At 73.2% G+C, this 20,042-nt stretch carries 14 protein-coding genes; 5 read left to right on the top strand and 9 right to left on the bottom strand.

Translation table 11 applies throughout. The annotated features are described in order from the left end of the window. Positions 1-2 precede the first annotated feature (2 nt). Both ACWD0Y_RS01930 and ACWD0Y_RS01925 read right to left on the bottom strand, forming a co-directional pair. Positions 3-2,312 (bottom strand): HAMP domain-containing protein, encoded by a 2,310-nt coding sequence (locus tag ACWD0Y_RS01930; RefSeq protein WP_450258529.1) that lies wholly within the window; start codon positions 2,310-2,312, stop codon positions 3-5. Between the two features lie 179 nt (positions 2,313-2,491). Beyond that, positions 2,492-3,718, bottom strand: coding sequence for a CapA family protein (locus tag ACWD0Y_RS01925; protein WP_450258528.1), 1,227 nt, complete (start codon positions 3,716-3,718; stop codon positions 2,492-2,494). A gap of 101 nt (positions 3,719-3,819) precedes the next feature. Between ACWD0Y_RS01925 and ACWD0Y_RS01920 the strand changes: the two genes are divergently transcribed. Beyond that, entirely contained in the window at positions 3,820-4,701 is an 882-nt protein-coding gene (locus tag ACWD0Y_RS01920; RefSeq protein WP_450258527.1) for a hypothetical protein, read from the top strand. A gap of 85 nt (positions 4,702-4,786) precedes the next feature. On the opposite strand, the gene ACWD0Y_RS01915 is transcribed toward ACWD0Y_RS01920, so the two are convergent. Genes ACWD0Y_RS01915 through ACWD0Y_RS01895 form a run of 5 tightly spaced genes read right to left on the bottom strand, consistent with a single transcriptional unit; the run spans position 4,787 to position 12,714 of the window. Next, positions 4,787-6,070, bottom strand: a complete 1,284-nt coding sequence (locus tag ACWD0Y_RS01915; protein ID WP_450258526.1) for an extracellular solute-binding protein — start codon at positions 6,068-6,070, stop codon at positions 4,787-4,789. Further along, positions 6,067-7,104, bottom strand: a complete 1,038-nt coding sequence (locus ACWD0Y_RS01910) for a hypothetical protein (RefSeq protein ID WP_450258525.1) — start codon at positions 7,102-7,104, stop codon at positions 6,067-6,069. Before ACWD0Y_RS01910 ends, ACWD0Y_RS01915 begins: the two co-directional genes overlap by 4 nt. Then, entirely contained in the window at positions 7,101-8,489 is a 1,389-nt protein-coding gene (locus ACWD0Y_RS01905) for a VWA domain-containing protein (protein ID WP_450258524.1), read from the bottom strand. The genes ACWD0Y_RS01910 and ACWD0Y_RS01905 overlap by 4 nt, the downstream gene beginning before the upstream one ends. Continuing rightward, on the bottom strand, positions 8,486-10,936 hold the full coding sequence (locus ACWD0Y_RS01900; protein ID WP_450258523.1) for a tetratricopeptide repeat protein: 2,451 nt from the start codon (positions 10,934-10,936) through the stop codon (positions 8,486-8,488). The genes ACWD0Y_RS01905 and ACWD0Y_RS01900 overlap by 4 nt, the downstream gene beginning before the upstream one ends. Next, complete coding sequence (locus ACWD0Y_RS01895) at positions 10,933-12,714, bottom strand: trypsin-like peptidase domain-containing protein (protein WP_450258522.1); 1,782 nt, start codon at positions 12,712-12,714, stop codon at positions 10,933-10,935. Before ACWD0Y_RS01895 ends, ACWD0Y_RS01900 begins: the two co-directional genes overlap by 4 nt. Positions 12,715-12,780: 66 nt before the next feature. Here ACWD0Y_RS01895 and ACWD0Y_RS01890 point away from each other — a divergent pair, with 66 nt between their 5' ends. Then, the gene (locus ACWD0Y_RS01890; RefSeq protein ID WP_450258521.1) at positions 12,781-13,098 is read left to right on the top strand and encodes a trypco2 family protein; all 318 of its coding nucleotides are present in this window, start codon (positions 12,781-12,783) and stop codon (positions 13,096-13,098) included. Between the two features lie 47 nt (positions 13,099-13,145). Here ACWD0Y_RS01890 and ACWD0Y_RS01885 read toward each other — a convergent pair whose 3' ends face one another. Further along, positions 13,146-14,591, bottom strand: a complete 1,446-nt coding sequence (locus tag ACWD0Y_RS01885; protein ID WP_450258520.1) for an FG-GAP and VCBS repeat-containing protein — start codon at positions 14,589-14,591, stop codon at positions 13,146-13,148. Between the two features lie 390 nt (positions 14,592-14,981). On the opposite strand from ACWD0Y_RS01885, the gene ACWD0Y_RS01880 reads away from it, so the two are divergent. From ACWD0Y_RS01880 to ACWD0Y_RS01870, 3 genes are all read left to right on the top strand, one after another. Further along, on the top strand, positions 14,982-16,955 hold the full coding sequence (locus ACWD0Y_RS01880) for an Ig-like domain repeat protein (RefSeq protein ID WP_450258519.1): 1,974 nt from the start codon (positions 14,982-14,984) through the stop codon (positions 16,953-16,955). A gap of 427 nt (positions 16,956-17,382) precedes the next feature. Further along, the gene (locus ACWD0Y_RS01875; protein WP_450258518.1) at positions 17,383-17,724 is read left to right on the top strand and encodes a deoxyxylulose-5-phosphate synthase; all 342 of its coding nucleotides are present in this window, start codon (positions 17,383-17,385) and stop codon (positions 17,722-17,724) included. Positions 17,725-17,913: 189 nt separating this feature from the next. Then, entirely contained in the window at positions 17,914-19,020 is a 1,107-nt protein-coding gene (locus ACWD0Y_RS01870) for a hypothetical protein (protein WP_450258517.1), read from the top strand. A gap of 6 nt (positions 19,021-19,026) precedes the next feature. Here the strand turns inward: ACWD0Y_RS01870 and sigJ are convergent, their stop codons facing one another. Beyond that, on the bottom strand, positions 19,027-19,971 hold the full coding sequence (gene sigJ / locus ACWD0Y_RS01865) for an RNA polymerase sigma factor SigJ (protein ID WP_450258516.1): 945 nt from the start codon (positions 19,969-19,971) through the stop codon (positions 19,027-19,029). Between the last annotated feature and the right edge of the window lie 71 nt (positions 19,972-20,042).

The following is a 20,042-nucleotide window of genomic DNA, read 5'->3' as shown; positions in this document are numbered from 1 at the left end:
GATCAGTTCCTTCCGGCGGTGGTAGTCGCGGTCGCCGTGGTGGCGGCGCCGTCCCGCTTGCGCTGCTCCTGGAGCTGCTGGCGCAGGAGTTCCAGGCTGCGGACGACCGCGCCCACCTCGTCGTGGTGGCGCGGGTAGAGGACGGTGCGGCGGTCCCCGCCGGCGAGTGCCTCGGACTGCCGGGCGAGCTCCCGCAGCGGCCGTACGACCACGATGTGCAGCCAGCCCAGGCAGGCCGCGGCCGCGGTGAGGCCGAGCAGTCCGGCCAGGACGGTGCGGTTCTGGAGGCTGTACTCGGGGATGGCCAGGCCGGAGGCGGGCTGCCAGCTGACGACGGTCCAGCCGAGCGACTTCGCCGCTCCGCCGCCCACGAACGGCGCGGCCGCGGCGAGCTCCACGCCGTCACCGCCGCCGTCGCGGAAGAGGACACCGCTGGCGCGGGCGCTCAGCCCGGCCTTCTGGTTGGCACCCGCCACGAACGAGTCGAGCCGGTCCTCGGGGAGCTCGTCGAAGGCGCGGTACCCGGTGTTGCCACCGATGATCCGCCGCTTCTCGTCGACGACCCTGACCTGGCCGAGACCGGGCCGCTTGAGCAGGGAGTTGATGAAGTCGATACGGAACTCACCGACCACGCGCGCGCCGTCACGGCCCGGGATCTCGGCCTGTCCGGCGACGACGGGTTCCTTGCCCGAGTCGTTGAGCACGCCGAGCTGCTGCTCGGCGAGGCCCTTGGTGGACTCCGCCCGCGGCTCCTCGCCGGCACTGGTGAGGACCTTGCCGTCGGCGGACAGGACGTACAGCGACTCGTAACGGAGGTGCTCGGTGCGGGTGCGCTCCAGGACCTTCCTCATGTCCTCGGGCGAGGTGCGGTCACCGATCAGGGACGCCACGGACACGAGGTCCGCGTGGCCCTCGTTGAGCGCGCGCCGCACCCGGTCGGTCAGGGTCTCGGTGCGCTCGCGCTGGTCGCTGACCATCTGTTCGGGTACGACGACGGTGGAGCCGGCGCGGTTGAGCAGCAGCAGCATCGGGCCGGACCAGACCAGCAGCAGCACGGCGCAGACCGCGATGAGCGCCCGGCTGCCGAACCGGCCGCGCCTGCCCGGGCGCTGGTCGGCGGTGGAGTCGGCGGTCTCGCCGAGGAGCTGGCGCCGTATCCGCTCCAGGGAGTGGCCGATGCGGGAGGCCTCACCGTGCGACGGGACGGTCACCGGCCGGGTCAGGTCGCCGCGCGTCAGGCGGCGGCTCTCCAGGAACAGCCGGATCAGAGGCCGCTGGACCGTACCGAGGAGAAGGGCCACCGCCAGGGCGCCGATCACGAACAGCGCGCCGGCGGCGAGCAGGCCGAACAGCGGTCCGGCGGAACGGGTCGGGTCCTCGGCCACCTCGACCATGGCGACGACGGTGAGGCCGAGGCCGGTGGCGACGGTGCTCTCACCGGCCTCGGGGCCGGCCAGCGTCGCGTACCCGGCCACGGCGCGTTCGCCCTGGAAGGACGAGCCGCTCATGCTGCCGCTGACACCGAGGAAGCCCCCGGAACCGGGTTCCTTGGCCTTGAGCGGATGCTGCGCCGAGCGGAGGGCGGCGGTCTTCGCGAAGGACTCCAGCTGGTTGTTGGACCGCTTCACGCCGTCGCGCTGGAGGTCGGTCAGGACCTGCTCGGGCTCCGGGATGCCGTCGCTGCTGAGGATGCGACCCTCGGTGTCCACGACGGCGATGGCACGGAACTGGCCGAGCGCGATGCCGGGGAAGCGCAGGCTGTTGGAGGCGATCAGCAGCTGCTGGGGCTTGCCCTCCCAGGACAGCAGCGCGAAGGAGAGCAGCCGCGTCTCGCCGTTGCGCAGCCGGATCATGCGGGGGCTGAGCCCGTCCTTCTCGCGGAGCTTGGACGTGTCGATCGCGGTGACCGGCACGTTCTCACCGCGGGCGGCGAGCAGCTTGCCGGACTTGATCTCCAGTACGGCCGTGCCCGTCCACTTCTGGTAGACGTTGCCGATCTTGTCGAGTACGGCGTCGGGCGATACCGGCTCCGAGGCGCTGAAGAGCCCGGCGGTCCGGTTGAGGTCCGTGACGCTCTCGTCGATCGAGGCGCGCAGCGCGACGGCGCCGTCCTCGGCGAAGTGCTTCTGGGACGTCAGTACGGCCTTGGGCACGCGGTCCTGGTCGGTGTTGCCGAGTCCCAGGGCGGTGATGCCCGCCAAGGTGAGCAGCAGGGCCGAGAGGGCCGCGATGGGCGGGCGTATGCCTCCCAGGAGCGACATGTCGGCCCGGCGACGGACCTTGCGCCGCCGCGTCGCGGGCGAAGCGGCCATGAGTGTTCACCTTCAGATTCTGGGCAACAGCGGGTACAGGGGAGAGCTGGGTGTGCTGGGCGCGACACGTGGGTCAGGCGTGACGCCGTACAGTCCCAGCCGAAGCGTCATGACCCATGAGGCCATGCGGAGGTTGTACGAAATCCGCCCAGTGTGATGCGCGTTACGTCTGCGTTTCGTCAGCCGGGCAGTTCCTGGAGTGCTCTCAGGCCGTCCTTGGAGGCGCCCCGGTTGAGCATGGTGCCCTGGGTGCGCTCGAACGCGAGCCGGTAGCGGGCCCGTTCCTCGTCCGACAGGTCCTTGCCGTCGCGCAGCGCCTGGGCGACGTCGACCAGGCGGTGGTCCTTCACGCCGGGGACCTCACCGGCGCCCTCGGCCGCCTCCGTGCCGGCTCCGGCCGACTCGTCGGGGTCCGGCGGGATGGTCACGAACGTCGGCACGTAGCGCGCCTGCACGTCCCAGTCACCGTCCTTCTTGCGGAACTCGAACCAGCCGATGGCGCCTTCCTCGGTGAGGCCGCTGGGCACGTCGTGGCGCGCGAGCTGATTGCCGAGGCCGTACGCGACCCAGGTGCCGTCGACCTTCTCCATCGGCTGCACCACATGCGCGTGGTGGCCGATGACGAGGTTGATGCCCGTCTCCCGGGCGAGCCTGCGGGCCAGCTTCAGCTGCGGGGCGCTCGGGTCCGGGTGGTGCTCACGGCCCCAGTGGATGCTGAGGATCACCACCTCGGCGCCGGCCTCGCGGGCCGCCTTCTCCGCAGCCGCGATCTCCTTGAACGAGTTCTGGTTGACGATCCACGGTTTGTCCGCGGGCACTTCACGGCCGTTGAAGCCGAACGCGTACGACAGCTGCGCGACCTTGACGCCCTTCACGTCGAGGACGAGGGGCTTCTCGCCCTCCTCGCGGTTGCGCGCGGACCCGGTGTGCTTGAGGCCGGCCGCGTCGAGAGCGTCCAGCGTGCGCTTCACGCCGGCGGGGCCGTGGTCGAGCGTGTGGTTCGACGCGGTCGAGCAGGTGTCGTAGCCCGCGTTCTTGACCGCGGTGGTGATCTGCGGCGGTACGAGGAAGTCCGGATAGCTCTGGAACGGCCCGTCCGGCTTGCTCACGACGGGTTCGAAGTGACAGATGCCCAGGTCGGCCTTGCTGATGACGGGCTTGATCCCGGCCATGATCGGGTCGAAGTCGATACTGCCCTTGCCGCCCGCTTCCTTGGCGTCCTTGCGGGCCTGGTCCGTCAGCTGCGGGTGGATGAGGATGTCACCCGCCGCGGCGACGGTGAACGCGGGCGGGCCCGCCGGCCCGGCGGCGTCGTCCGTGTCCAGGAGGCCGCACCCCGCCGCTGTCGCCGCCAGGAGGCCAAGAGCGACAGCGCGGGTTATGCCGGGCAAGTGGGGATGTCTCATCACGATGGTATTTTCGCCGCCCTATGACACGGATCCCGACCATGAAGCTAACGATTCTGGTAACTCTGCTGGTCGCAGCCGCGGCTGTGACGGTTGTCACCATGAATACTTCCTCGCAAAAGGGCAATTCCGGCGCCGTCGAGAGGGACTCCCCCCGATCGCCGCGGACCGGGATCGACCTGGAGCGCCGGATCGGCACCTTCGCCTCGGACGTCGTCGCGGACTCCGGCTACCGCCCGCCGAACCGGGTGGAGCGGCGCACCGTGGCCGAGGGCGTCGGCCTCCTCGTCGACGGGCGGCACGCGGAGGCGGACCGCAAGCTCGCCGAGGTCGATTTCGCAGTCCGTACGCTCACCGACAGGGCCACCGGGCGGCGGTACGCCGAGGTCGCGGACGCGGCGGGGGAGGCGAACCGGGGCTGGGGCCGCGTGTACGTCGGCCTCGGCGCCCCGGCCCGCTGGTCGGTGCAGGTTCCGCACCCCGTGGCGGACCTGGGCACCGAGCGGCTCGGGGCGGCCGTGCTGACCGGGCAGCCCGGCGGCGTGCTCGTGGTCGCGGGTGCGCACCGGGACGCGGGCCGGGGCGACGCGGCGGATGTCGCGCACCGGCGGGACACGGTCTTCCACGCGGTCTGCTCCGAACTCGCGGAGCGCCGCCTGCCGGGCGTCCAGCTGCACGGTTTCGCGAACAGCACGGAACCGGACTACGACGTGATCGTCTCCACGGGCAGGGGCACGGACCAGGAGGACCACGAGACCGGACGCCGCCTGGCGCGGGCGCTGGGAGACCGGGACTTCGAGGTGTGCCGGGCCTGGGCGCGCACCTGTGTGCTGGAGGGCCGGACGAACATGCAGGGGCGCAGGGCGGGCGAACTGGACGTGCCGTTCCTGCACGTGGAGTTCGCCCGCTCGGTACGGTCCGACGCGGCGAAGGCGGACCGGGCGGTGGCGGCGGTGCGCGGCACGGTGGCGGCCTGGCGATAGGACCACGCCCGCGGCGGGCCCGCCTCCCGCCGGCCCCCTCCGCCGGGCCCTTCCCGGGCTTCCCCGGGCCCTCCCCGGTCCGGGGTCAGGAGCCGCCCCCCACCGGTGCCGCGCACACCGACGGGACCCACGGGGTGTTCTGGGCGTGGTGGCGCTCCGTCTCGTCGTCGAGCTGTTCCAGCAGGCCCTCCAGCAGGCCGTGGTCCGCCGGTGCCGCGAGGAATTCCAGTACGGCGCGGTGGAAGGCTCCCCGCAGCTCCGGCGGCATGACGTCCGAGGCGTCCGTGCACAGCCGCTTCGCGCCCGTCAGGGTCTCGTCGACGGCCCGGTTCGCCCAGGCGTCGCCGTACGCGCCGGCGGAGACCGGGAAGAACGGCCGGTTGCGCTCGGGCACCGCACGCGCCCAGGTGGCCCGTGCCGCGTCCCCGGTGAGGAAGGTGATCAGCGACCGCGAGCCCTCGGTGTCGCGGAACAGGGCGGCCATGTCACCGGCCACCTCGTACGCGTTGCGGTCGTTGGCGAGCTCCGGGACGGCCTCGGTGGTGGGGACGAACGCGACGTCCTTGCCGTACAGCCGCCGGATGAAACTGCCCTGGTGTTCGCGGGCGCAGCCCCGGCCGTCCGCCGTGAGCAGGCCCTTGCCGTCGTTGCCCTGGAAGTCGTTGGCGAGGGCGGCGGCGGCCTGCGCGCCGCTGCCGCCGGGGGCGATGAGCCGGCCCCAGGTCTTCCACGCCCCGCGGACCTCCGGGCTGCGCCACGGCAGCTCGCCGGTCGCCCACTGCTCGTACACCGCCGGGCCCGACCGCTGGAGCAGGATGTCCTCGATCCAGTCGCTGCCCGGCCACCCCGAGGTCGCGCCGGAACCCATGCCGAGGCACCAGTCGCCCCGCCGGGCCGAGCGGCCCGGGTAGTGCCAGACGACGCTCTTGAGGTCGACCTTCACCGGGGTCCAGTACGTGTTCTTGCGGTGGCCGACGGTGAGTTCGGGAGCCCACGGCTGCGGGGAACGCTCGCGCACCTCGTCGGGGAGCGGCACCAGTTCGCCGTCGTGCGCGTACTCGGTGAGCTCGCCGAGGCTGTTCAGCACGGCGATGTCGGGCGGCGATCCGGCCTGCACCTGGGCGAGGAGCGTCTCGCGCAGCGACGTCGTGCCCTGGTAGTCGACCTCGATCCCGTACTTCTTCCTGAACCGGTCGAGCACCGCCTCGAAGCTCTCCTCCTCGTCGCCGGTCCAGGGGCCGAGGACGCTCACGGCGGGGCGGGGCTCCTCGGCGCACGCGGCGGAGGACAGCGCGAGCCCGGCGAGGAGGCAGGAGGCCAGCAGCAGCCGCAGGCCCGTCCGGCGGCGGGGGCGGCGGGAGCGGTTCACCGGTGACCTCCTGCGGGGCGCCGGGGGACGGCGTACTCGACGAGGAGCGGCTGGAGCGTCCCCACGACGACCCCCGCCAGCAGTACGGCCGCGAGCGGGACGAAGCCCGCGCCCGGGGCCCAGGCGTCGGCGTTCCCCTCCCGTGCCGCCTTCTCCATGCCGGACTCGGCGGCGGCGACGGCCGCCGCCTGCTGAGCGGGGGTGCCGTCCGGCGTCAGCAGCCCGGCCGCGTCCTGCGCCAGCGTCTGGCTCCGGTGCGCCTGCCACGTCCCGAACGCCAGCACGGGAACGGCGGTCAGCAGCACCGTCACCGCCGCCAGCGGGACGCTCAGCCGCAGCCGGAAGCGCCGGCGCAGGAACACCTGCGTGCCGACCAGCCGTACGCCGAGCAGCAGGCAGGCCGCGACCGCCACCGGCCAGGCCAGCAGCGGCGCGGCGCCCCAGTCCTGCCGGCGGTCCAGCGCGGCGCTCTGCCGGTCCTGGAGGGCGGAGATCCGGGCGAGGATCCCCGACGTGCGGGCGTGCATCATCGTCTGCGCGTACGAGAGATTGGCGAGGCTCAGGTGCGCCTTGTCCGACTGGGTCCACGCCCCGTCGATGCGCAGGGCGTAGCTGTCGACGAGCCCGGACGCGATGCGCAGGGTCTGCTGGTCCTCGCGGTTCAGGGCGCCCGTCGCGGCGGCCCGGGCGAGGCTGCTCCTGGCCTCGGCGAGCTGGGTCCGGTACTCCTCGCCGCGCGCCAGGATGTCCGGCCACCTGTGGTCGCGGGCCCGGTGGCGCAGGTGGTCGCGCGCCGTGGCGTCGGCCTGCCGGAGGGAGGTGTGGGCCCTGGCGAGTTCGACGACGGCGGGCCCGGTGCGGTCCCGGATCGCCGCGGAGTCGCTGTGGACCTCGTCGTACGCGCCGAAGAGCGTCGCGCCGCCGACGGCGGTCAGCGTGAGCAGCCACAGGAGCTGGCGGTGCAGGTAGCCGACGGTGGTGACGCCGTCGGCCCCGGTGGCCGAGCGCCAGAACCGGCGCGCGAGGCCCCTCACGCGGGGTCCCGCGGCGTGTCCGGCGACGTGCCCCGCGGCTTTCGCTGCGGCGGCAGCATCGTGCTGTGGGAGCGCAGCACCATCGCCGAGTTGATGTCGAGGGGGCGGATGTCGGGGCGGATCTCCACCTCGCCGGCCGCCGCGTCGATGATCCGTACGACATCGCCGAGGCGTTGCAGCATGGGCTCGTTGCCCATGGCGTGGGCGCGGCGCACCGCCTCGCCCCAGGCGGCGCGCGCCCGCGCCGCGTCACCGGCGCGCTGGGCGGCGCGGCCCTCTTCGAGGCCGCGGACGAGGGCGTCGTGGTGGGCGTAGTGCGCCACCTTGGGGTCGTACCTGCTGTAGAGGTCGCGGTGGTGCGTCCAGCGGACCAGCAGGGGCCGCGCGGGCGGCAGCTGCGGCGACGGGCCCTCGGCCCGCGGATCCCGCACCACCTTCAGGTCGGCCAGCCACAGCTCCCGGTCGACGGGCTCCTGCGGCGTACGGGAGGCGGCGACGCACACCAGGTACTCGCGGGTCTCCTCGCCCCACGGCGGCAGGGGGAACTCCAGGCACCGGTCCCCGGCCGTCACGCGGTCCGGCAGCAGGTCGCGGCGGGTGGGATGGACCTGCTGGACGGTCAGCGGGGCGCTGCCGGGGCGGTGGGCGAGACGCAGGCGCAGGCCGGTGACCCGGCGGGCCGCCGACTCGACGGCCAGGGCACGGAACTCGCCGGGCAGCGCGTCGAGATCGCGTACGGCGTCGGCCCTGCCGTTGAGGCTGCCGGCGACCAGCTGGAGCTCGTCGGGGTCCCAGTCCTCGCCGATGCCGAGGGCGTCACAGGTGAACAGGGGCGAGCAGGCGGCGAGTTCGGCGGCGAGGGCGTCGTGCTGTTCGTGTTCGTTGCGGCCGTCACTGAGCAGCAGCGCGTGCCGGACGGCGGAGCCGGGGAGCCGCCCGAACAGTTCGCGGGCGAGGGCGAGCCAGCTGCCGATGGCCGTACCGCCGCTCGGCGCGAGGCGGCCCATGGCCTCCTGCGCCTCCTCGCGGGTGGTGGCGTCGGCGCGTACGAGACCCGGGGAGGCGCCGGTCCTCGTGGGGTAGACCGGCTCCGCGGTGTGGCGTCCGGCGACGATCGCGAAGTACGTGCCGTCGGGCAGCGCGCGTACCGCCTCCGCCGCCGCGTCCTGGGCGGCCCAGAGCTTCTCGCGCGGATAACCCATGGACGCGGAGCAGTCGAGGAGCAGGACCTCGGCCCTGGCGGGGGAGGGGACGGGGGCGGCCGCTTTCGCCGCGGAACCGTCGCCCGCGCCGTCCCCCGGGGCCACCGTCACGGTCACCACGGCGCACATGCGCGTCCCGCCCTCGGCTCCGCGTTCCACCGAGACGCAGGGCTGCTGGCTCACTTCGAGGGAGACGGCTCCTGCGGGTCCCGCTGCCCCCGCTGCTCCTGCGTCTTCCGGGCCTGGGACACCTGCCACGCCTCCCGTACCTCTCGGATCTCCCGCACCTTCTGTGCCGTCCTGAGCCATGCGTGCTCCTTGTATGTCCAGCGCAGCGGCCGTATCCCGTTGGCCAGGTCGAGGAGCGCGTGCGCCCGCACGTCGCCCGCCTGCTGGGAGAGGCCCCGGTACGCCTCCTCCAGGCGCCTGCGCAGCCTGTTCTCGGTGAGTTCCCCGTCCTGCACGCGCTCGCGGAGTTCCGCCAGCCGCTCCGCCCTGCCGCCCTCGCCGCCGGGCGCGCCGCAGACCCAGTCGAGGACGACCTCCCGGATGTGCGTCTCCAGCCGCAGCACCGCGTGCCGGTCCGTCAGCCCCTCCTCCTCCCGCAGCTGCGTGACCCGGGCGAGCGCGGTGACGAGGGACTCCAGGGGCGGCGGCGCGCCGTCCGGGAACCGCCGCCCCGCCAGGATCCGTACGACCGCGGTCCGCGCGGCCGTCCGGTGACGGGAGTCCTTGGGCACGCGCTCCAGGATCTCCAGGGCCTCCTCCCGCTTCTCCGCGGCGAGGTGGATCCGGGCGAGCCCGAAGGCCGCGCTGCCCAGGGAGTGGTTGCGCAGCCACACCGCCTCGTAGTAGGCCCTGGCGCGGTCCGGCAGGCCGAGCCGTTCGTAGCAGTAGCCGAGGGCGAGCTTGGGGGCGTACTCGCCGGGGAGCGAGTCGTAGACGTGGTCGAACTCCTCGCGGGCCTCGTCGATCCGGTCGTCGCCCAGGTGCAGCAGCCCGGCGTGCCAGTGCAGGCGCCAGTCGTGCGGTGCCATGGCGCCGACGAGGCCGCCGGCCAGGCCGAGTTCGGCGCGCGCCGCGTCGTGGTGGGCGCGCTGCCGGGTGCGGCGGGCGAGACCGAGGTGCAGGCGGCAGCGCAGCAGGTGCAGTTCCACGGACGGCTTCCAGCCCGCGAGCAGTTGCAGCAGCCCCGGCGCGTCGTACGAGATGCGGGCGAGCGACGCCGCGTGGAGGTCGTCGGGGTCGGTCCTGGGCACGGGCAGGCCCGCCGCGACCTCGTCGGGGGACGGCCGCGCGGCGTTCAGCGGGAGGCGCTGGGTGCCGTACGCCCAGCGGTCGAGGACGGGGGCCTCGCCGAGGCCGCCGTCGAGCGCGGCCGACGCCGGTTCGAAGAGGAGGGAGGGCTCGAAGGTCTCCTTGCGCAGCCGCAGCGACCGCAGCTCGCGGATGACGCCGCGCAGCTGGAGCGACATCTCGGCGGCCGTGGCGAACCGTCTGCGCGGCTCCTCGTCGGTGGCGCGGGCGAGCGCGCGGCGCAGGGACTCGGCGCCGAGCCCGGGGGCGGGGTGACGGGCGGAGTCGGTGAGTTCGCGCAGGGTCCTGCCGACGCTGTAGAGGTCGGACTGGGGGCGTGCCCTGCCGTCCTGCTCGACCTCGGGCGCCTTGTAGAGGTCGGTGTACGGTCCCGGGGCGTCGAACTCCCGCACGCCCCCCACGTCGATGATCTTTATGCCGTCGCCGCAGTGCATGACGTTGTCCGGCTTCATGTCGCCGTACACCTTGCCCTCGTGCGTGTGCAGGTAGCCGAGCGCGTCGAGGATCCGGATCCCGTAACTGACGATGAACTCGTGCACGCGCGAGCCGGCGAAGGGCTCCTTGTCGCGTCTGATGCGTTCGGCGATCTGGTGCAGCGCCATCCCGCCCGCGAACTCCATCACGATGTAGTCGGTGCCGGTGGGGCGGTGCGTCGCGTAGTTGATGACGCGGATGATGTCCTTGTGGTTGAGGTCGGTCAGGTGCCGGCGCTCGCGCAGCGCGACCTCGCGCGCCAGTGAACTGTGCGGGTTGCGCAGGCCCTTGAGGGCGACCGGCCGGTTGTAGAGCTGGACGTCCTCGGCGAGGTACACCCAGCCGAGGCCGCCGTGGGCGATGGGCCCGACGACCCGGTACTGGTCGGCGAGTACGTCGTCGCCGGACAGCTGGGGCTGGAGCGCGTACGGCGTACCGCAGGCGCAGCGCCCCTCGGAGGCCGCGAAGCCGATGAGCTCCATGCAGTCGGGGTTGCCGCACCGCATGACGCGGGAGGAGGACCGGTCCTCGGCGGGCTCGACGAGGAGGGCGGGATCGGGGACCTCGACGCGGGGGAGGTCCATGAGGCCGTCACCGGCGCGGGAGAGCACGAACTGCTCGGCGGGCACCGGACGCTGGGCCCCCGCCGGGCCCCCGGAACCGCCGGGCCCGGTGCCCGCGCCGCTGCCGCCCGCGCCCCGCCCGCCCGTTCCCCGTCCGCCCGCGCCCGCACCGCCCGCGCTCCCGCCGTCCTCGGCTTCGACGGGCAGGCCGGTGATGTCGCAGAAGCCGGTTTCCGTGACCTGCCCGGTGCACTCGGGGTGCGGACACGCCCTCACGGCTGCTCCTCCGGCCCGGTCTCCGGCCCGGCCCCGGTCCCCGCCCCCGGGCGCGCTTCGAGCGCCGTGCGGGCCTCCCGTACGAACCGGTCGACCGCCGCCTCCGCCACCGCCGGCTCGCACGGCCCGCCGGTCAGCAGCCGCTGCGCGTCCTGGTGCAGCGAGGCCGCGGCCTCGGTGATGCCGTGGGCGGCGAGGCGCGCCTGGTACCCGTCGAGAAGGCCCCGCAGCTCCTGGTGGCGGGCGAGCTGCCGGGTCAGCAGCCGGTGGACGGCCTCCGCCTCCAGCAGGGCGGTTTCCGCGGTCCTCTCGACGTACGACAGCTTGACGAGGAAGCCGGTGGTGCCCTGCCGGGGGTCGGCTTCGAGGCGGGCCGCCTTGAGCTCCAGGTCCGGGGCGTACCGGGGGAGTCGCGGCAGCGGACTGACGCAGCTCGCCGCGCGCCGGCGCAGGTCCCGGGCGTCCTCCTCCGTACGGGCGAGCACGTCGATCCGGCGGCCGATGCGCTCCAGCCAGCGCCGGGGGCACGCCGGATCGAGGAGGAGTTCGTGCGTACGGCGCAGGGCGGGCGAGTCGAGCTGCCGGAAGACGAGCAGCAGCCGTCCGCCGCGCCGTACCAGCGTGTGCAGCAGCTCCACGGTCTCCACCGGCCGGGCGGCCTCGTCCACGCCGCGGACCACGGTGGTCAGCGGCAGGGCGTCGGCCGCGACGCGGGCGGACGGGGGGAGGGGGCCGGGGCCGTCGAGGCCCATGCCCTCGGCGATCTCCTCGGCGACCTGCGCGGGGGTCTTGTCGCTGACGACGAGGGCCAGGTCGATGCTGCCGGCGCGCGGGGCCGGGCCGGTGTCGTCGCGGCCGTACGTCGCGGAGGAGGTGCGGGGAGAGCGTTCGCGGTCGGCGAGGGTGAGGGTGGTGCGCAGGGCGAGGTCGGCCTCCGCGTCCTCGTGCCGTACGAACGTGATCTCCACGTCGGCCATGTCGTCCTCGCCCGCCAGCCAGCGGGTGAGCCAGCGCGCGAATCCGCGGTCGGGGGCGAGGGGGGCGGCGGCGGGGTCGGCGGGATCGGCGATGAGGGGGTCGGGGACCGGCCGCCGGCCGCCGATGTAGCGCTCGGGCTCGGCCTCGCGCACCCGTTTGAGGTGCTTGACGATCGTGCCGGTCGGGATCATGTAGCCGTGCCTGTGGTGTGCGCCCTCGCGCTCCGATTCGAGCTTGCTGACGACGATCCCGATGACGTGACCGGTGCGGTTGTCGACCACTCCGGCGCCGCTGAAGCGCCGGAGGATGGTGTCGGCCTCGGTGACCGGATCGATCTGCACCCACTCGTCACCGGGCCCTCCCGGTCCCTTGATGAGTGCCTCGGCCCACTTGCCGCCCGTGAGACGGGAGGGGTAACCGGCGAAGTGGACGCGGTGGTTCCAGAGGGTGGGCAGCCGGTGGAGGGTGGCGTACGAGGCGACGGGGGGCGGCCCGGCGAGCTGGAGGAGGGCGAGATCGCCGGTGTGGTCGTCGGCGCGGGGGACCCAGTGGCCGGGAACGACGGTGGCGCGCAGGCCGTCGGAGCCGGCGCCGCCGGAACCCGGGAACTCGACGACCACGGACGGCTTGTGCCCGTCGGTTCCGGCGGTCTGGATGACATGGGCGCAGGTCAGAACGAGCCCGTCCCGCAGCAGCACCCCGGCCCCGAGCACTCGGCCGCGCGGGTCGTCGGTGCGCAGCCGTACACGCCAAGTCTCTTGATCGGTAGAGAAGTTGGTCTCACTGATCAGCGCCCCCATGCTGTACCACCATAGTCGCGACAGGTGACAATGGGGCCTCGGCGTCAGTGGGGGGATGTGGGCAAGGTGAACGCGGAAGACGCGACACAGGGCGTGGAACTGGCCGACGTGATCAGCCGGGTACGGGAAGAACTCGAGGTGGCCCAGCGCCGGGGAAGAGCGAGCGGCATGCGCTTCCGGGTGGAAAGGGTGAACCTGGAGTTCGAGGTCCAGGTCCGCCGGGAGACCGGCGGCAAGGGCGGCCTGCGCATCGGAGTGGTCACGGCGGAGGCGGGCAGGACGAAGGCCAACGACACGACCCACCGCATCCAGGTGGAACTGCAGCCCTGGAGCCGGGACGACGGCGGCCCGGTGGACGTGGGGGGCGAGCCGGACGAGGGCTGAGCCCGGCCGGCCGGCCGCCGCCGCTGCGCGGCGGCGGCCGGGGGACGTCAGTTGGCGAGGACGTCACCGAAGTACGACAGCCCGGAGGGCCCGCCGACCGAGGCGGCTCCGAACGACGTCGAACCGGTGGCGGTGACACCGCTCGTGCCGGACTTGAGGAGCCAGACCGAACCCGCCCCGCTGTTCTCGGCGGGGGCGCCGGCGATCAGCTCCGCCCGCCCGTCCGCGTTGCTGTCGGTGAGATGCACGGAGCTGCCGAAGTGGTCGCGGGCCTCGGCGGTTCCGGGCACCCCCGCGGTGTCCTGCGAGAAGCTCTTGGCCCCGGTGCCGGTCAGCCCCGTGGCGGAACCCCGCAGCACGGTGACGGCACCGGCCGCCGTCTTGCTCCCGAGGGCCTCGCTCTCCGCGCCGACCACGACATCGGCGTAGCCGTCGCCGTTGGTGTCGCCCGCGGACAGGCTCCAGCCGAAGCGGTCGCCCTTCTCGGCGGCTCCCGGGACGCCGGAGGTGTCCTGGGTGATGCGGACCGGGGTGCGGGTGGACAGGCCGGCGGAGCTGCCGTACGTCACGGTGACCGCGCCACCGGGGCCGCCGTTCGGCTCGTCGGCGGACTTCTCCATGAAGTTGCCGGTGACGATGTCGCCGTAACCGTCCTTGTTGACGTCGGCGATGGCCGCCGCGTAGCCGCCCGCGACCTTGCCCGACGCCTTGAGGCCGGTGGCCCCGCCCTTGTAGAGGACGCTGCGGGTGGCGTACGCGCCGCCGCTCTCCTGCTGGCCCATGACCAGGAGGTCGGTCGCGCCGTCGCCGTTGACGTTGCCCGCGAAGATCCTGTCCGCGTTGATGCCGGTCCCGTTCGTCGTGTCGATGCCGACGCGGGAAGCGGCCTTGCCGGTCCGGGAGACCGGCCCCTTGAAGATGTTCAGCTCGGGCGCGGCGGCGTTGGCGGCGGCCAGGTCGGTGTGGCCGTCCCCGTCGAAGTCACCGGTGGCGACGTCCCAGCCGAGCTCGTTCCGGTACTCGGGCAGCGGTGACGAGATGTCGGTGGCGGACGTGAGGCCGCCGGCGCCGCCCCAGACGACGGTGAGGACACCGGACGAGTCGGTACTCCCGATGCGCTCGGCGTGCACGCCGACCACCAGGTCGGTGTAGCCGTCGCCGTCGAGGTCCCCGGCGGTGAGGCGGTCGCCGAAGTAGTCCTGTGTCTCCGGGACTCCCGGAATGCCGCTGGTGGCCTGGCTGATGAGAGTGCGCCTGGACTTGTCGAGGCCCGTCCTGGTGCCGTAGACGACGGCGACGTAGCCTGCCGCCCGCTTGCCGCCGACCGTGGCGGTGGGCGCGGCTATCGCGAGGTCGCGGTAGCCGTCGCCGTTGAAGTCGCCCTGCAGCCCGGAGGGCGCGGCGGCGGCGCTGCCCGCTCCGGCGACGAGCAGGCCGCCGGTGAGGGCGGCCGCGGCGGCGGTGGCGAGGACGGTACGAAGGTGTTGCTGCACGCGGGGCTTCTCCTGTGGCATGCCGGATACCGGTCGGGCATCCGAAGTCGGTGAGCCGAATCGACCGCGTACCAGGGGCTCGCCCCTGCCGACACGTGTCGCTCGGTGCACAGAGGACTGCCGGAGGGGCCCAAGGGTTGTACGGGGATCAGCGGCAAGCTCGCACGGACGGAGCGCGCCGGGCGGAAGGACGGGCGCCCGCCCGGCGCGCGGCCGAAGGGATCACGCGGAGCACAGAAGAAATCCGGGCCCCGCCTGTCACTGGCATGTCATACGCTGACCCCTCTCGGCAGCGCTCCACGCGCCCGTCGTCGGCGCGAGGGGGACCGCGCGGCCTTCTCCTGTTCACCCGGTGATCGCCGGGTTCCTTCTGTGGGGGTTCACATCACTGTGCGCAGGCGCAGCATTTCGACCGCGACGGCGCTCGCGGTCCTCTTCAGCTCCGCGGCGCTCGTCGCGGGCACAGCGGGTCCGGCAGCGGCCGACTCCGCGAAGACCCTGTCGGTGAAGTCGGTCGGCGACCTCGTCGTGGACGGGGCCCACCAGCGGGTCTACGTCTCCGACCCGGCCGACGGGAAGATCGTCGTCACCGACTACGCGGGCACCGTCAAGGCGACCCTCACCGGCCTGCCCGGTGTGACCGGCCTCGCACTGTCCGCCGACTCCGGCCAGGTGTACGCGGCCGTCAAGGACACCGACCGGATCGTCTCGGTGGAGACGGGGACGTACACGCAGACGGCGAGCTACGACCTGACCGGCGCCGACGCCCCGGCCGCCCTGGAGACCGTGGACGGCCGCCTGTGGTTCGGCTACGGGTCGGGCATCGGGTCGCTCGACGTCTCCGGCGCCGAGCCCCTCGTGAAGCTCGACCAGAACGCGGGCGCCGAATTCTCCGGCGCCGCACCGCTGCTCGGCGCCGACCCGGCCGTGCCGGGCGTCCTGGTGGCGGGGGCCGGTGGCCGGCTCGCCGTGTACGACGTCTCCGCCGAGGGGGCGGTGCTGCGGGTCCGGGGCAGCATGGACACCGGCGTCAAGCAGCTCGACCTGACGCCCGACGGCACGCAGGTCCTCACCTCCTGGGACGGCAGCGGGTACGGGTACGGCTTCCCCGCCTACTCCACCACCAGCCTGGAGGAGGTGGCGAGCTACCCGACCGAGGCGTACCCGAACGCGATCGCCATCGCTCCCGACGGCACCGTCGCGGGCGGCACCTCCTCCTCGTACGCCCCCGACGTCCACATCCACCGGGCGGGCGACCCGAAGCCGACGCGGCAGTACGAGTTCCCCAACACCGGCAACAGCAGCGGCGGCGACCTCCTGGTCCCCGGCGCGCTGGCCTGGGCGCCCGACCGCAGCCGGGTGTTCGCGGTGTCGGAGAACACCTACGGCACGTTCACCCTGCGCGTCCTGACCGACCCCGCCAAGGAGCTTCCCGCTCTGAAGGTGTCGGCTCCCGCCCGTGCCGAGCGCGCCCAGAAGCTCACCGTCACCGGGAAGCTGACCTCGAAGACGGCGCTCCCGGCGGGCACGGCCCTCAAGGTGACCCGTACGGACGCCGAGTCCCCGAGCGGCAAGGCCCTGCCCGCCGCCAGGACGAAGGCCGACGGCACCTTCTCCCTCACGGACACACCGCCCGCCGGCGGCAAGGTCACCTACAAGGTGGCGTACGCGGGCGACGCCACGCACGCCCCCGCCTCCGGCTCCGGCACGGTGCAGGTCTCGCGCAAGGCGGCCTCGCTGGCCCTGAACCGCAACGGCAACGTCTACACCTACGGCACCGACGTGTCCTTCACGGCGCACCTCGGCACGACGTACAAGAACCGCGTCGTCGAGATCTACGCCAACCCCTACGGCTCCGACAGGCCGAACAAGCTGCTGAAGAAGGCCCAGGTCAACTCGCAGGGCAACCTGTCGGCGACCGTGGACATGACGCGCGACACCGTCGTCACCGCCGTCTTCGCGGGCGACGCCCGCTACGCCCCCAAGACCGTGAAGTCCACCGCGTACGCCAGGGCGAAGGTGTCCGTGAGCGTCTCCAAGCACTACAGGACGGGCAAGATCGGCTCCACGACGTACCACTACTTCCGCAAGAACACCGACCCGGTGTTCACCACGGCCATGAACTACTACGCGGGCCGCAAGCAGCGGTTCGAGCTGGAGATCTACCACCAGGGCGCCTGGTACGCCTCCACGTCCGAGTACTTCGGCCTGGGCACCGACGGCAAGTCCGCCGTCAGGCTGGAGGCGCCGGGCCAGTCCGGCATCCGCGCCCGGATGCGCTCGTCGTACGTCAACGGCTCCTCCGGCGACAACGTCAACAGCACGGCGCACGCGGCCTGGAAGTACTTCACCTTCACCAACTAGCCGTCCCCGAACCGCCGATCGACTGCGGCCCCCGCACCTCGCGGGGGCCGCAGCCGCGTTCCCAGGCCCGCCGGCGCCTCCCGGCGGGCCGTGCGAAGCCCACCGCACGGCCCGCCGGAACGCCGCGGGAGCACTCTGCCGGCCGTTTGCCCGCGCGCCGCTCGTCGCCCTGCCGAACTCGGACCACGCCTCGTATCCGACGCCGCGGCCACTGCTGTCCTGCCGGCATACGGGGCGGACCCCGAGCAGCCCTCAAGGGACGGCCTCACGCCCTGCCACCTTGCGTTCCAGTCCCACCATGAGATGGCCGTCCGGCTGCTCGAAGCGCATACAGCCGGCCGCCGGACCGCAGGCTGAGCACACGAGGCCGGTGGAGAGGCTGCCTGAAGCCGTGGAACCCGGCCGGTGCCGGATCTAGGCTGACCGCATGTTCGGCCACGCGAGAACCTCTTACGTCTGCCTGCCCTGCCGGGCTTCGTACAAGCAGGCTTACCCGACGGCGTCCAACGCTCACGAGCGCCGCTGTTCCCGCTGCGCCGGGCCGCTGATCCACGCGGGCTCCGCCTTCGCCCCGCCTCCGAGGCGGGACAGCGAGGGGTGGCGGGTCCTCTCCGTGCTCCTGAACGCCGGCATCCGCTTCCACAAGAGCTGTTGCGGTGGCCCCGGTTACCGGCCGCGCACGCTGCGCGAGGTCAAGGAGCGGCTGGCGTACGCGGAAACCACCGGCGAGCCGATCGCCACAGTGCTCGTGCGCCCCGTACTGCACTGACCCGCCACAGGCGGCGCCCGCCTTCTCCTCGACGGCGAACCAATGGCGAATCGAGGGCGGGTCAAGGGCGAACGACCGCTGCTGCTGACGTCAAAAGCGCCGGGCGGCCGGCCCGGGAACTGCTGTGCGATTATGCGGTGGACGACGGCCCGGGGGGTGCCGAGCAATGGGCGACGCGAGGAGTTCAGCGTGAACGCGGGTGGGGACCAGGGCGGTTCGTCCGTGTCCGACGAGGAGTGGGAGCGGTTCCTCCGGGAGTCGGCGGACGGCGTGCCGGACGCGCCCGAAGAGCCCTCGGCGCGGGCGCGGGCCGTGGCGCGGCGGCTGCGCGAGGAGCCCGCGCGGGCGGAGCCGTGGCGCACGTACACGCCGGCCCGGCCGAGGCGGCTGAAGGGCTGGTACGTGGTCGCGCTGCTGGCCGCACTCGCCCTGCTGGCCGTGGCGCTGATCCCGGGGCGGGTGACCGGATGGTTCGGCGCCGGCGGCGGGACCGGCGGGCCGCTCGCCACGGAGTCGGAGCGCCCGGACCAGCCGCCCCCCACGGAGGCGGCCCAGCGGCCCACGCTGGACGAACCGTTCAGAGGATCGCCCGCGGCGCGCTGGGCGAGCGGCACGGCCGGGATCACGGTGCCCGCGGCCAGGGCGACCGGGTGGATGAGCACGGCGCAGGTCGAGCGGGCTCTCGGCCGCACCCGGGACTTCCTCGCCGCGTCCCATCTGGATCCGGGCGTACTGCGGGGCGATCGCCCCGAACGGGCGATCGCGCTGATCAACCCGCACCAGCAGGACGTCCAGGACTTCCTCGCGACCGCGTTCCGGAAGCCGAGCAGGGAGAACGACCCGCTGATGCTCTTCAGCCGGTTCGACGAGGCGCACGTGCGCCTCGTCGGGGACGTGGTCAAGACCCGGGGCCGGATCACGTACCGGGAGGGCGAGCAGGGTGCCCTCCGGGTGACCGCGGACGTCACGTACGTGTACCCGGTCACGCGGGCGGCGGCGGACAGCGACGAGGTCGCGCGCACGGTCGTGCGGCGCGAGCTGGTGCTGGACTGGGACGACCCCGCGAAGGTGATCACCAAGCCGGGAACCTTCTCCTTCGTCTCGTACAAGGCCGACACGACCAACGGCGGCTGCGACACGGTCACCGGCTACTTCACCCCGAAGTTCGCCGCCGAACAGCCGGCCGCGGAGCCGGGCGACGGCCCCGGGGTCGACCCGTACGACCGCAGTACCTCGATGGCCGAGCGGATGCGCGAGGCCGCGGACGAGGAGTGCGGGACCGCGACGCGGTCGTGAGCGGGGTCAGGGGCGTCGGCCCGTCGTCCAGGGCCGCAGCTTCTCGGGGTTGCGCACGCCCCAGATGTTTTTGATCCGGTCGCCGGTCACGTCGAACGACATCACCGCCACGGTGACGTCGTCCAGCTGAAGCACCAGACCGGGCTGACCGTTGACCGTACGTTCCAGGAGCGCCAGGCCGGGCGCCCTGCCGGAGAGATCGACGAGGTAGCGCGCGACCTGCTCGCTACCTTCGACCGGGTGGAGCGCGGCTCTGACGAGGCCGCCACCGTCGCTGACCGCCGTGACGCCGGGGTCGAGGAGACCGATGAGGGCGTCGATGTCCTTGGCGTCCCATGCCTGCTTGAAGCGCCGGACGACGTCGGCGCGCTGGGCGGCCGGAGTCGCCGGAGCCCGCGACGCGCGGAGGCGGCGGCGGGCCGATGAGGCCAGCTGTCGGCATGCCGCCGGCGTACGGCCGACGATCTCGGCCACTTCGGCGAAGGAGTACCGGAAGACGTCGTGAAGGACGAACGCGACGCGTTCGGCCGGGGTCATCGATTCGAGCACGATGAGGAAGGCCATGGTGATCGACTCGTCGAGAGTGACGTGGTCGGCCGGGTCGGCCGTCCTGCCGCCCGGCCGCCCGCCGGCCCACTCCGTGGAGTCGGGCAGCGGCTCCGGGATCCATTCGCCCACGTAGCGCTCGCGCCGGGCCCGCGCCGAGCCGAGCTGGTCGAGGCAGATACGGCTTGCGACCTTCGTCAGCCAGCCGCCGGGGGCTTCGATGGCCTTCTGCTGCTGCGGCGACATGGCGTACCAGCGGGTGTACGTCTCCTGTACGACGTCCTCGGCGTCGGCCAGGGAGCCGAGGAGCCGGTACGCGAGATTGATCAGCTGCCGCCGCTCGCTCATGATCGCGCCCAGGCCCGGATCGAGCGGGCCGTCTCCTGGCTCGGACTGGGTCTTCATGGTGTCGCCGCTCCCTTGGCTGCGTCTGCTGTCACCGGTACGACGAAGCAGCCCTCCGGAATGTGAGGTGG

The organism is Streptomyces altiplanensis, from assembly GCF_053591575.1.
This window is presented reverse-complemented; position numbering and strand designations above follow the sequence as displayed.